Annotated in this window: 6 protein-coding genes; 5 read left to right on the top strand and 1 reads right to left on the bottom strand. The window is 68.6% G+C overall.

The genetic code is table 11. The features are described from left to right. From KJQ12_RS18905 to KJQ12_RS18885, 5 genes are all read left to right on the top strand, one after another. Positions 1-1,704 (top strand): PD-(D/E)XK nuclease family protein (locus KJQ12_RS18905; RefSeq protein WP_213486958.1); only part of this gene is annotated, 1,704 nt, incomplete at its 5' end. Next, the gene (locus KJQ12_RS18900) at positions 1,701-5,552 is read left to right on the top strand and encodes a UvrD-helicase domain-containing protein (RefSeq protein WP_213486957.1); all 3,852 of its coding nucleotides are present in this window, start codon (positions 1,701-1,703) and stop codon (positions 5,550-5,552) included. The genes KJQ12_RS18905 and KJQ12_RS18900, both read left to right, overlap by 4 nt. Positions 5,553-5,584: 32 nt before the next feature. Continuing rightward, positions 5,585-6,823: an exonuclease SbcCD subunit D gene (locus KJQ12_RS18895; RefSeq protein ID WP_213486955.1), complete on the top strand. Its 1,239-nt coding sequence runs from the start codon at positions 5,585-5,587 to the stop codon at positions 6,821-6,823. 97 nt (positions 6,824-6,920) lie between these two features. Next, entirely contained in the window at positions 6,921-10,394 is a 3,474-nt protein-coding gene (locus tag KJQ12_RS18890) for an AAA family ATPase (protein WP_213486953.1), read from the top strand. Positions 10,395-10,426: 32 nt separating this feature from the next. Continuing rightward, positions 10,427-11,068, top strand: a complete 642-nt coding sequence (locus KJQ12_RS18885; RefSeq protein ID WP_213486951.1) for a hypothetical protein — start codon at positions 10,427-10,429, stop codon at positions 11,066-11,068. Between the two features lie 302 nt (positions 11,069-11,370). Here the strand turns inward: KJQ12_RS18885 and KJQ12_RS18880 are convergent, their stop codons facing one another. Beyond that, entirely contained in the window at positions 11,371-13,296 is a 1,926-nt protein-coding gene (locus tag KJQ12_RS18880) for an FAD-dependent oxidoreductase (protein WP_213486949.1), read from the bottom strand. Between the last annotated feature and the right edge of the window lie 199 nt (positions 13,297-13,495).

The raw sequence follows: 13,495 nt of genomic DNA, 5'->3' as shown, positions 1-13,495 counted from the left end.
CGGGAGCGGCTCGAGGACGGCGGCATCCGGATGGCGCCCGGCGCCCGCCGCAGGCTGCTGGACGAGCGGTTTCTGATCTACGGCGTGCTGACCATGCCTTCCCGCACGCTGTGGATCAGCTTCGCCATGGCGGACGAGGAAGGAAAGGCGCTGTATCCTTCGGAATTGATCCGCCAGGTCCGGACGCAGTTCCCGAAGCTTCCGGTACTGACCGAAACGGGCGAGCCGGACGCGGACGGCGGCGCGGAGGAGCATCTTCGCCATATCCGCCGGCCCGACCGCGCGCTGTCGCTGCTGGTCGGCCAGCTCCGCCGCTTCAAGGAGAGCGGCCGGCTGCCGGATCTGTGGCGCGACGTTTACAACTGGTTTGCCGAACGGCCGGAATGGCGGGATCGGCTGGCGGCGGTCGTCTCGTCGCTCCGCTATCGGAACGAAGCGCCTCCCCTTCTTCCCGTGACGGCGCTCCGCCTGTACGGCGACCGGCTGCTGGCGAGTGTATCGCGCATGGAGCGGTTCACGGCATGCCCGTTCCAGCATTTCGCCGCCTACGGATTGAAGCTGGAGGAACGGCGGCTGTTCCGGCTGGAGGCGCCGGATGTGGGGCAGCTGTTCCACGCGGCGCTTTCCCGGCTGGCGGATACATACGGCGGGCGGTTGGGCGAGGCGACCCGGGAAGAAATTGCGAAGACGGTTTCCGACATCGTGGACAGCCTGGTTCCCCGCCTGCAATCCCGCATTCTCATGAGCAGCAGCCGCTACGGCTTCATCGCGCGCAGGCTCAAGCAGACGATCACCCGGACGGCGGCGGCGCTCGCCGAGCATGCGCGGCGCGGCCTGTTCGCGCCGGTCGGGCTGGAGATCGCCTTCGGCCCCGGCGGCAAGCTGCCGCCGCTCGTGCTGCCGGCCGGCTCCGGCCGGTCCGTCGAGGTCATCGGCCGGATCGACCGCGTCGATGCGGCCGAGACGGAGGACGGACTGCTGCTGCGCATCATCGACTACAAATCGTCGGCGCAGGCCTTGCGCCTGGAAGACGTCGTCTTCGGCCTTACGCTGCAGCTGCTGACCTACATGGACGCGCTGCTCACCCATGCCCCGGCATGGCTCGGCAAGCCGGCCGATCCGGCGGGCGTGCTCTATTTCCACGTGCACGATCCGCTGATTTCCGCGTACGCTCCGCTGCCGGGCGAAGAGGTGCGCCGGCAGACGCTGCGGCGCTACAAGACGCGGGGATTGCTGTCGGCGGATGAGCGGATCATCCGGATGATGGACCGGGAGCTGGAGACGGGACGCTCGGATCTGGTGCCGGCCGGGCTCAAGAAAGACGGCGGATTCTACAGCGACTCGGCCGTCGTGACGCGGGAGGAATGGAACGTGCTGCGCGGCGCCGTCCGCCGGACGATCGAACGGATCGGCAGCCGCATACTGGACGGCGAAGTCGCGATTGCGCCGTACCGGCAGGGGAACCGGACGCCGTGCGCGTTCTGTCCGTACAAGCCGGTGTGCCATTTCGACCCGCTGATCGAAGGCAACGGGTACAAGCGCATCGCCCGGATTCCGAAGGAACGGATATGGGACTTGCTGCGCGAGGGAACGGATGCCGAGAAAGCGCCGGTCGGTCCGTCCGTGTCGGACGGAGCCGCCGCGGGCGGCGCTTTGGCCGGAGGCGGCGGGAACGGCGTTGTGGAAAGCGGAGGTGAAGGATGATGGCCGGGGGCGGCATGACGGCAACACCGGCCGGACCGTCCTGGACGGAAGACCAGCTGCAGGCGATCGAAGTATCCGGGCGGAACGTGCTGGTCGCGGCGGCGGCCGGATCGGGCAAAACGGCGGTGCTCGTCGAGCGCATCATCCGCAAAATTTCTTCCGACACCGATGTCGACCGGCTGCTGGTCGCGACGTTCACGAACGCGGCGGCAGCGGAGATGAAGGAGCGGATCCGGATCGCGCTCGAGCAGGCGCTGGAGCGGAATCCCGGGTCCGACCATCTGCGCCGCCAGCTCGCCTTAATGGGCAGAGCTTCGATCACGACGCTCCACTCGTTCTGTCTGGACGTCATCCGCCGGTACTATCCGCTGATCGGACTGGATCCCGGCTTCCGGGTCGCGAACGAGACCGAGGCCGAATTGCTGCAGGCCGAGACGCTCCAGGATCTGTTCGAGGACCGGTATGCCGGAGATGAGGACGGGCTGTTCGCGCGGCTGGCCGAGACGTTCGGCGGCGACCGGAGCGACGAGCCGTTGGCGCGCCTTGTGCTTGATCTGTACCATTTCGCGCTCAGCCACCCGTGGCCGGAAGCGTGGCTGCGCGCCTCCGCTGCCGCGTTCCGCGCCGCAAGCCCGGACAATCTGGCGGACAGCGCATGGGGACGCGATATCGGGCGCGCCGTGCTGCTCGAACTGGAAGCGGCGGAGTCGCTGCTCGATCAGGCGCTTGCCGGCGCCCTTCGGCCGGACGGTCCCGGAGCTTACGCCGATACGCTGCGGGACGATCTGAACGCGGTGCGCGCGCTGCTCGATACGGTGCGGGACAAGCCGATGTCCGAATGGTTCGGCGCTTTCCGCGCCGCGCAATTCGGGCAGCTCAAGCGGCAGCGCGGCGATGATGTGAACAAGGAGCTGCAGGAGCGGGTCAAGGCGCTGCGCGACGACGCGAAGAAGATCGTCGGCGGCCTTGCGGACGAGCTGTTCAGCCGGACGCCGGCGGAATACGCCGCCGAGCTGAACGACGCGGCTCCGCTCATGGAGGCGCTGGCCGAACTCGTCATCGAATTCGGACGGCGCTACGAAGCGGCGAAGCGGGCGAAGGGACTGGTCGATTTCGGCGATCTCGAGCACTACTGCCTGCGCATTCTGCGCGATCCCGCCTCGACGCCCGAGCGGACGATCCCGTCCGCCGCCGCGCTCGACTACCGGGAGCAGTTCGAAGAGATTCTGCTCGACGAATACCAGGACACGAACCAGGTTCAGGAAGCGATCATCGATCTGATCGCCCGTCCGGGCGCCGGCAACCGGTTCATGGTCGGCGATGTGAAGCAGAGCATCTATCGGTTCCGGCTGGCCGAGCCGGGGCTGTTCCTGGACAAATACCGGCGGTACGCGGCGGGAGAAGCAGCGGGCGAGGCGCCCGGCCTGCGCATCGATCTTGCGCGCAACTTCCGCAGCCGGAAGGAAGTCGTGGACGGCGTCAACGACGTGTTCCGCCGCATCATGCGCGAGCGCGCGGCGGAAATGGATTACGACGAACGCGCCGAGCTGAAATACGGCGCGTCGTACCCGGACGCCGACCCGGGACTTGACGGAGAAGACAGGTTCACCGTCGAATGCGTGCTGCTCGACCGCGGCGCCGCTTCCGGCGGAGCGGAGGACGGAGGCGCGGAGGGCGAAACGGGCGGTGAGACGGCGGAGGATGCGGAAGCGCGCGCCGCCGCTGAAGAAGCGGCCGAACTGGAGACGGCCCAGCTCGAAGCGCGCTGGATCGCCGCGCGCATCCGCGCGATGATCGCCGGCGAAGACGGGCGCCCGCCGCTCCGCGTCTACGATGCGAAGCGGCGCGCCCATCGCCGGGCGGCGTGGCGCGATTTCGTGATTCTGCTGCGCGCGCCGGGAACGTGGGCGCAGGCGATGGCGGACGAGCTGGCCGCGGCGGGCATTCCGGCGTATGCCGAGCAGAAGGGCGGCTACTTCGAGCAGACGGAAGTGGAGACGGTGCTTTCGCTGCTCCGGGTCATCGACAACCCGTACCAGGACATTCCGCTGGCCGGCGTGCTGCGCTCGCCGATCGGCGGCCTGAATGCCGAGGAACTGGCCGCCGTGCGCATCATCGCGCGCCGGGGGCCGTTCTTCGACGCGGTGCGGAGCGCCGCGGCCGATCCCGAGGCTCCCGAAGCCGTACGCCGCAAGCTGAACGCGTTCCTCGCGCGGCTGGAGCGCTGGCGCGGCGAGGCTCGGCAAGGGTCGCTGACCGAGCTGATCCGGCGGATCTACCGCGAGACCGGGTATTACGATCTGGCCGGCGGATTGCCCGGCGGCGTGCAGCGGCAGGCGAACCTGCAGGCGCTGCTCGACCGCGCGCGGCAGTATGAAGCGACCTCGTTCCGCGGCCTGTTCCGCTTCCTGCGCTTCATCGACCGGCTGCGCGACCAGGGCGGGGATCTCGGGACGGCCAAGACGCTCGGCGAGCAGGACGACGTCGTGCGCATCATGTCCATTCACGCGAGCAAAGGGCTGGAATTTCCCGTCGTCTTCGTCGCGGGACTCGGCAAAAGGTTCAACTTCACCGATCTGAACGGCTCTTTCCTGATGCACAAGGAGCTCGGATTCGGCCCGCGGATGGTCGACCCGGACCTGCGCGTCAGCTTTCCGTCGCTGCCGCAGCTCGCCATCCGCCGTCGGCTGAAAGCCGAGATGCTGGCGGAAGAAATGCGGGTGCTCTACGTCGCCATGACCCGTCCGAAGGAAAAAATGATCCTTCTCGGCACGGCGAAGGACGCGGCGGCGGAACTTGAGCGGTGGCGGGGAGCGGTTCGTCAGGACGGCAGCATGCCGGATCACGCGCTGACGTCGGCGCGCTGCTATCTCGACTGGCTGATGCCGCCGATCGTCCGGCAGGCCGAGCCGGAAGCGGAGCCGGCGGCCGCGGGCGGGCCGGCCGCGCTCGGATGGCGGTTCGGCGTGACGCCTGCGGAACTCCTGGTCGCGGAGGCCGCTGCCGCCGCCGAGGCGGCCGATGCGACGGAGGATGAGCGCGGAGAATTGCTGCGTCTGATGTCGGCGGGCGAGAGACTGCCGTCGCCGGGCGCGCACGCGGAAGAAGTGGAGCGCCGCCTGTCCTGGCGGTATCCGCATGCGGCCGCGGCCGGCATCGCCGCGAAAACATCCGTCACCGAGATGAAGCGGATGCTGGCGGCGGCCGAAGCGGACGAAGGGGCGGAGCAGGCGTCCGCCCTGCCGCGGCCGGCATCGGGCGGCGGAGAGCCGCCCGCATTCCGGCTGCGGCGGCCGCGCTTTCTGGAAGAGCGGTCGCTGACGCCGGCGGAGCGCGGCACGGCCGCCCACCTGATCATGCAGCACATGCCGGCCGCCGGTCCGCACGGCGAGGAACACGTGCGCGACATCGTCCGGTCGATGGTGGAGCGGCAGCTGCTGACGCCGGCGCAGGCCGAAGCGGTGGATTGCGCGGTGATCGCCGCGTTTTTCGCAGGGGAGCTCGGACGGCGGCTTGCCGCCGCACGGCGCGTGATGCGGGAAGTGCCGTTCAGCCGCACCGTGCCGGCCGGCCGCATCCGGCCGGATCTCGCGGGCAATCCGGCGGCGGAAGAGCCCGTGCTCATCCAGGGCGTCATCGACTGTCTGTTCGAAGACGAAGAGGGTCGTCTCGTCCTGGTCGATTACAAAACGGACCGGATCTGGGACGGCCATGTCGAAGCCGCCGCGGAGCGCCACCGGTTCCAGCTTGAACTGTACGCCGAATCGATCGGCATCATCCTCGGCCGGAACGTCGACGAGGCGCATGTCTTTTTCTTCGACGCCGCGCAAGCGGTGCGGATTGTCTAGGATGCGGAATGTCCATGAAGGGAGGAAGCGGCATGCGCGTGCTGCATACGGGCGACTGGCATTTCGGACGATCGCTGGAAGGCAGGAGCCGCCTGCCGGAACAGGAGGCGTTCGTCGACGAACTGGTCGCGATCGCGGAGGAGGAAGCGGTCGATCTCGTGCTCGTCGCCGGCGATGTCTACGACTCGGTCAATCCTCCGGCCGCCGCGGAACAGCTTTATTTCGAGGCGCTGACGCGGCTCTCGGACGGCGGGCGCCGGGCCGTGGCGGTCATTGCGGGCAATCACGACCATCCCGAACGGATCGCGGCCAGCGCCCCGCTCGCCGTGCGGAGCGGCATCCATCTCGCCGGGCTGCCGGCCGCCGAACCGCTGGTGATCGGCGTCCCGCGCACCGGCGAGACCGCTGTCATCGCGGCGCTGCCCTATCCGTCCGAGTCGCGGCTGAACGAGCTGCTTGCGGCGGAAGCGGACGAACAGGCGCTGCGCGGCGCCTATTCGGAGCGGGTCGGCCGGCTGATGGCGGAGCTGGCTTCCGCGTTCCGGCCGGATGCGGTCAATCTGGCGATGAGCCATCTGTACGTGCTCGGGGGCGTCGAGTCCGATTCGGAGCGGCCGATCCAGGTCGGCGGCGCCTATACGGTCGATCCTTCCGCGCTGCCCGCGGAGGCGCAGTACACGGCGCTCGGCCATCTGCATCGGCCGCAGCGGGCAGCCGGCCGGGAGACGGTGCGCTACTGCGGTTCGCCGCTCGCCTACAGCTTCTCGGAATCGGGGCAGGCGAAATCGGTCGTGCTGTTCGAGGCGGTTCCCGGCCGTCCGGTCGAGCCGCAGGAAGTGCTGCTGTCTTCGGGCCGCCCGCTCGTCCGCTGGACGGCGGCGGGCGGGCTCGCGGAAGTCTGGCGGTGGCTCGACGAAGGCCGGGATCCGCGCGCCTGGATCGATCTCGAGATCCATACGGCGGATCTGATCGCGCCCGAGGAGATCGCCCGGCTGCGCAAGGCGCATGACGGCATCGTACATATCCGGCCGGTTTTTCCGGAAGAGGCAGGCCGGGGAGGGACGGAGGCGGCGCGGCGCGACCAGCTCCCGGTGGATGAACTGTTCCGCCGGTTCTACGCGCAGAAGACCGGCGGCGCCGAGCCGGACGAAGCCTTGATCCGGCTGTTCCTCGAACTGCTGGCCGAACAGGACGTCGGTGATGCGGCTGCCGGCCGTGCGGAATCGGCCGTGCAGACCGCGGCAGCCGATGATGGAGGGGATGTCGGATGACCGTGACGCATGAACGGCGGATGTCTCATGCGAGGCCAACGGACACGGTCGTTTCCGGCATTTGTCCGGCGAATGCGGCGCATGGGGGTGACGGGGCTTGAAGCCGATCCGTCTGACATTGGCCGGCCTGCAAAGCTATCGCGAGAAGCAGGAAGTCGATTTCGAACGGCTTTGCGAGGGCGGCGTGTTCGGTATTTTCGGACCGACGGGCAGCGGCAAGTCGTCCATTCTGGACGCGATGACGCTGGCGCTCTACGGCAAGGTGGAGCGGGCCGCGAAGGGGACGCAGGGCATTTTGAACCAGGCAGAAAATACGCTCTCGGTCGCGTTCACGTTCGAGCTGACGGGCGCGGAAGGGACGACGCGGTACAGAGTCGAGCGCGGCTTCAAGCGGACCGGAGGCGCATCCGTCACCTGCCATCTGTGCCGGTTCATCGAGGTCCGTCCGGAGGGCGACGCGGTGCTGGCGGACAGGCTCGCCGACGTGAACCGGTGCGTCGAGGAGCGGATCGGCCTGACGATGGACGATTTCACCCGCGCGGTCGTGCTGCCCCAGGGCAAGTTTGCGGAGTTTCTGTCGCTGGGGGGCAAAGACCGGCGCCAGATGCTGCAGCGGCTGTTCGCGCTCGAGCGGTACGGCGACGAGCTGCTGTTGAAGCTGAACCGGCGCGCCCAGGAAACGGGCGCGGAGCTGGCCCGGACGGCCGCCGAGCAGCAGGGGCTCGGCGACGCGTCCGAAGCGGCGCGGGAAGCCGCCGCGGAAGCCCGCAGGCAGGCGGCGGAAGCCGCCGGCGTCGCCCGCGCGGAACTTGCCGCCGCCGAGGAAGCGCATGCCGCGCTGCGCCAGGTGCGCGAGCGCGAGGAGGAGCGGCGGGCGCTTGCCGCGCGGCGGGAGGCGCTTCAGGCCGATGCGCCGCGGATCGCGCGGCTGGAAGCCGAGCTGGCCCGGCTGGAGCAGGCGGAGCGGCTCAAGCCCGCGCTGGAGACGGCGGATGAAGCGCAGCGCGCACGGCGGGAAGCCGAAGCCCGCCATGCGGAGACTGAGCGCGAGCATACCGCCCGCACGGAGGCCGCCGCGGCGGCGGAAGCCGCTTGGGCCGAAGCGGAACGGGAGGCGGCCGAGGCGGAACCGCGCATGGCGGCGCGCCTCGAACAGCTCGCGCAGGCGGAAGCGCTGGAGCGCGAGGCGGCGGCCATCGCCGAGGAAGCGGAGGAAGGCCGGCGGCGGCTTGCGGAAGCCGAGGAGCGGATGCGGGCCTGCGAGGCGCAGGCGGAGAAGGCCGCCGGACTGCTCCGGCGGGCGGCCGCCCGGCAGCAGGAACTGCGGGAGCAGCTCAAGGCGGTCGAACTGACGCCCGAGGAGCGCAGCTCTTGGATGGCGGCCGCCGCCCAGGCGGAGCAGCTTCGCGCCGCCGCCGCCCGCCGTGCCGAGGCGGAGCGGGAGCTTGCCCAGGCGGAGCAGGCATTATCCCGGGCACGGGAGGCGGCCCGGGAGGCGGAGGGCCGGCGCGCGGCGATGGTGCGGCAGGCGGAGGCGCTGCTCGACCGGGCAGCCGACGCGTTCCGCCGGCTGCGCGTACTGGAAGCGGAGATCCGGCGGGAAGCGGAACGGCTGCCCGCGCTGACCGCCGCGCTGCGCGAGCGGGTGCGCGAAGCGGAACGCCGGCAGCTTGCGGCCCGGCTGGCCGAGACCCTCAAGGACGGGCAGCCCTGCCCGGTGTGCGGCGCGCTCGACCATCCGCGCCCGCATGTGCCGGAGCCGGGCCTTGCCGATGAGGATGCCCGCGCGGCGGAAGCGTTCGTCCGCCGGGGCGAGCGGCTCGCCGATGAGCTGGGCGGTCTGCGGCTCAAGGTGAACGCGCTGCTGCAGCAGGCCGGCCAGACGGTGAGGACGACGGCCGAAGCCGCCGGGCGGACGTTCGCCCTGCCGGAAGATAGCGGCGGCGAAGTCCCCGGTGAAGACGCCGCTCTGCGGGAAGCGGCCGCGGCGGCCGGACCGGATGCCGATCCGGACGCAGCGGCGGCGTCCGCGCTCGATGCCGCGGCCGCCCGCGCGGAGGAAGCCCGCCGTCTCGCCGGCCTGTGCGAAGCGGATTGGCGCGCCATCGCCCGCGAAGCGGATGAGCTGGCGCGCGGGCTCGCGGAGGCCGACCGCGCCCATTCGCGCGCGGCCGCCGAGGCGGAAGCGTCGGCCGCGGCCTGCGAAGCCGCCCGATCGCGGCACCGCGAAGCGGCGGATGCGCACCAGGCGCAGCTTGATGCCTGGCGCGGCCGGTTTCCGTCGCTCGAGCCGGAGGATGCGGACGAGGCCGTCCGGGAATGGGAGCGGCGCGACCGCGACGCGCAGGAAATCCGGCAAAAGCTGGAGCGGAGCGTGCCGTTCGTCGAGGAGCAGCAGAAGCTCGCGCAGGAAGCGGAGCGCGGCATGCACGAAGCCCGGCTGGCGCGCGAGGTGTGGCGCGAACGGCTTGAGGCCCGGACCCGGACGTTGGAAGATTTGCGCGCCCGCCTGGCCGCCTGGACGGGCGGACGCCCCGCCGCGGAGCTGACGCTGGAGGTCCGGCGGGAAGCGGAAGCGCTGCGCGCGCGCCTTGCCGGCTGCCGGGAACGGCGGGAGACGGAGACCAGGCTGCTCCAGCAGGCGGCCGAGCGCCGCGCCTCGGCGGCTGAGGCGGCGCAATCCGCGGCCGCAAGGGCGCAGGAAGCCGAGCGCCGGCTGCAGGAGCAGCTCGAGGCATCCGACTTCCGCGATGCCGATGAAGCGAGAACGGCGCTTGAAGCGCTGCCCCGCAAGGCGGCCGCCGCCGCGGAGATCGAGGCGCACCGCGAGGCGATGCGCCAGATCGAAGCGGGGATCGCCCATATCGACGAGGTGCTGCAAGGCCGCTCGGTGAGTGACGAGGACTGGCGCGCGGGCGAGGAACGGCTTGCGGCGGCGAAGGCGCGGGCCGAGGAAGCGCTCGCGGCCGCGGCCAAAGCCGAGCGCGACCTGGAGGAACTCGAACGGAAGGCCGCCCGATGGGCGGAGCTGGAAAGCAGGCGGCGGGAACTGGAGGAGCTGGCGGGAAGGTACGCGAAGCTGCAATCCGTGTTTCGCGGCAACGCGTTCGTCGAATTCGTCGCGGAAGCGCAGCTTGAACAGGTATGCCGCGCCGCTTCGGAGCGCCTCGGCTTCCTGACGAAGCGGCGGTACGCCCTCGAGCTGGATTCCGCAGGCGGATTCGTCATCCGGGACGATGCGAACGGCGGCGTGCGCCGTCCGGTCAGCACGCTGTCCGGAGGCGAGACGTTCCTCGCATCGCTCGCGCTGGCGCTGGCGCTGTCCGGCCAGATTCAGCTGCGCGGCCGGCATCCGCTGCAGTTTTTCTTCCTGGACGAAGGGTTCGGCACGCTCGACCCCGAGCTGCTGGACACGGTCGTCACCGCGCTCGAGCGGCTGCATACGGACAACCTGGCGGTCGGCGTCATCAGCCACGTGCCGGAGCTGAGGGCGCGACTGCCGAGGCGGCTGATCGTCGAACCTGCGGAACCCGCGGGCAGCGGCAGCCGCGTCCGGCTGGAAACGCTCTAGCCGCCGTGGTACACTGCTGAAGGGTGATCATCATGGACGACAAGACAATGCAAGGAGACGCGCTCGACCGCGAGACGGCCGGCAGACGCGGCTGGTATGCGCCGGTTGTGTCCGTGCTGCTCGTGCTCAGCCTGATCGGCAACGTCTATCTTTACACGCTGGTGCTGCAGGACGGCCGCGACAGGCGGGAAGCGGAAGGCCATCAGCTCGCCGGGGATCTGACCGCGGCATCCGTCTCGCTCGCCTCCGCGAGCCGGACGCTGGACCAACTCGTGCTCGCGCAGGGAGCGGATCGCGTTCGCATCAAGGTGGAGCTGGAAGGCGATCTGTCGGCGGGGCTCCCGGCGGTCGCGCGGCTCATCGGGGCGGCGGCAGGCAAACCCGCGGGCTCGCAAGTGAAGGCGATCGAAGAAGCCGCGCTGTCCGGGCTGCAAGCCGCATACGCGAAGCTTCGCGAACTCGGCGCGCACACGGAGCCGCTGTCGGAAGCGGAACTCCGGGAGCTGGACGGACTCAAGGCGCTGCTCGGCAGCTTGGCCTCGTCCGCCGACAGCGTGCACGTGCCGGCCGATCTGACGGACATGGCGGCCATGCAGCTGGCGGCTGGCGAACGCTGGATCGACGCCGTCGCCGAAGCCGCGCAGGCGCTGAAGGACTGGGCGGATGGACAGTAAAACCGGCCGGGCTGACTGAAGCAGACCGTAAACAGACGGAAAGCGGGACCCTCCCCGAATGGGAACGGTCCCGCTTTCTGTCATGTAGTGCACATATGCACCAGATTGGCCGTCATGATGCCGGAAAGGCGCCATGTGGTGCATTTCTGCACCAGATTGACCACCACACCCCCGGATATGCCATGATGTAGTGCACATATGCACCAGATTGGCCGTCATGATGCCGGAAAGGCGCCATGTGGTGCATTTCTGCACCAGATTGGCGTCCGATCGCTGGACGCGTGTGCCGCGAGGTACCGGCGTTACCGCGCTGCCGCGGCCAGCGGCTTCAGTTCGGCCGCGAGCAGCTCGGCCGCCTTGCGCGCGCTGGAGAAGGCGCGTTCGGCGAGTTCGCCCTTGCCTTCGCAGCCGTCGCCGCAGAAATAGAACGGCACGCTCTCGAGACGCACCGGCAGCAGCCGGTTGTCCGCCGTATGCTTGACGCTCTGCACCATCGCCTTCTTGGAGACGCGCTTGACGACGACGGCTTCGCGCCAGCCCGGATAATGCCGGTCGAACAGCGCCTCCATGCCGGCCAGACGCTCATCCAGATAGGCTTTGCGCTGCTCCTCGTTCTCGAACGCGTCGTCCGCCAGATAGGCGACGCCTTGCAGCAGCTGGCCCCCTTCCGGCACCAGTGTGTCATCCGTGGCGGAGACGTCGGTGATGAACATTTTGCTGTCGAGGTCGCTGATGTAGCTGAACGGCCGCGCCACGATCCGGCTGAGCCCGATGTCGTACACCATGACCTCGGTCGAACGGTTGTTTTCATACGGCGCGAGGAACGGTTCCCACGGCGTGCCCTTGAGCAGCTTGGCCACCTGCTGGACCGGCATGGCGAAAACAACGCGGTCGAACGCTTCTTCCCGCTTTTTCGTCGCGATCACATAGCGCCCGTTCTCGTAGCGGATGCTCTCGGCCCCTTCCTGAAGCGCGATGTTCCATCGGCCGGACGATTCGATTTTCAGCTTGAGCTGGTTCGTGATGACGGCCCAGCTGCCGAGGATGTAGTTGACCGGCCGCTGGGACAGGAACAGGTTGTGGTAATAGTCGCTGATGACGTGGCCGGGCACCTTGCGTGCGTCCTCCGGCGCGATGAAGAAATTCGAGCAGACGAGATGCTCCCACAATTCCTTCACCGTATCATCGGCTCCGGATTCCGCCAGATAGTCGCCGAGCGTCGGATAATTTTTCAGCGTGTGGATGTTGGCGATGACCGCCGCCGCTTCGGCGGCGAACCGCATTTTCCCTTTCGCGTCCAGCAGATCCGTCTTCATCAGGTTGACGAAATCGAGCGGCGCGGTCGTGATCTCGCCGTTCTTCGCGTACATGACGCGCCGTTTGTCGACCTGGCGGCTGCCGAACGAAAGGCCGAGTTCCTGCTCGATCGTCGACAGCGTATGCCGGTCAATGCCGTAAATGGCATGAGCACCGTAATTGAGGGTGAATCCCGCTTTTTCGTACGTGAATGCGCGGCCGCCGAGCTGCGGACTGCGCTCGAACAGTATGCCTTCCATGCCGGGCTGTTCCGACAGATAGGCGGCTGCGGTCAGTCCCGCCAGGCCGCCGCCGATGACGGCTATCTTCATTCGATGTTCCTCCTTCGCGCCGGCTCCCCGGCCGATTGTCCAGTCTTCCGCTTCATGCATGTGCCGGATGCCGGCCCAGGCCGCCGCCATCCTGCGTCGCAGCAGCTCCTCGAGGCTGGCGCCTTCGCCGTTCAGCCACGCCGTGATCGTCCCGTCATAGACGGCCATCAGAAATGCCGCCTTTTCCCGGTCGCCGAGCCAGCGCATCAGTTCCTCCAGCAGCGCGGCCCGCAGCCGGCTCTGCAGCCGCCTCAAGATCGGCTGGTCGGCGCTGACCGCCGCCAGATGAAGCACGACGCGCGGCACCGGCTCCAATACCGACCCGAGGTCTAAAAACAACTGCAGCATATGCGATTCCAGCGAGCCGATCCGCAGCGGACTCCGCTCCTTCGCCCATCGTTCCAGGACGGCGAGCTGGCGCTGAGGCAGTTCGCCGAGCAGTTCATCCTTGCTTTTGAAATAATGATAAAACGTGCCCTTGGACGTGCCGGTCGCCGCGATGATGTCGTCGACGGACACATTGTCGTAACCGCGCTCGCGGAACAGGCGGAACGCCGTCTCCGCGACCAGGTATTTCTTCTTTCGCGTGGAGGCGCGCACGGACCGTCAGCCGCCTTTCCCAACGTGATTTTGTGACGGTTTTGTGTCTATTATACGACGGATGGGTGGCGGAATCCATCTCAATTTAGACTGATAGTCTAATTAATTTGAGATGAATTCGTTTCGGCTGCCCGCCGGCGGGCGTTAGTGTAAAATCTTCGTGGGTGTAGGAATTGGAAAAAGCGGACATAGAAAAAGA

It is taken from the genome of Thermobacillus xylanilyticus, from assembly GCF_907165215.1.
GTDB lineage: Bacteria > Bacillota > Bacilli > Paenibacillales > Paenibacillaceae > Thermobacillus > Thermobacillus xylanilyticus.
This window is presented reverse-complemented; position numbering and strand designations above follow the sequence as displayed.

Bases quoted from the DNA above. Each gene is read 5' to 3' on its own strand.
- KJQ12_RS18900 (WP_213486957.1), top strand. From the start codon at position 1,701: ATGATGGCCGGGGGCGGCATGACGGCAACACCGGCCGGACCGTCCTGG.
- KJQ12_RS18895 (WP_213486955.1), top strand. From the start codon at position 5,585: ATGCGCGTGCTGCATACGGGCGACTGGCATTTCGGACGATCGCTGGAA.
- KJQ12_RS18885 (WP_213486951.1), top strand. From the start codon at position 10,427: ATGGACGACAAGACAATGCAAGGAGACGCGCTCGACCGCGAGACGGCC.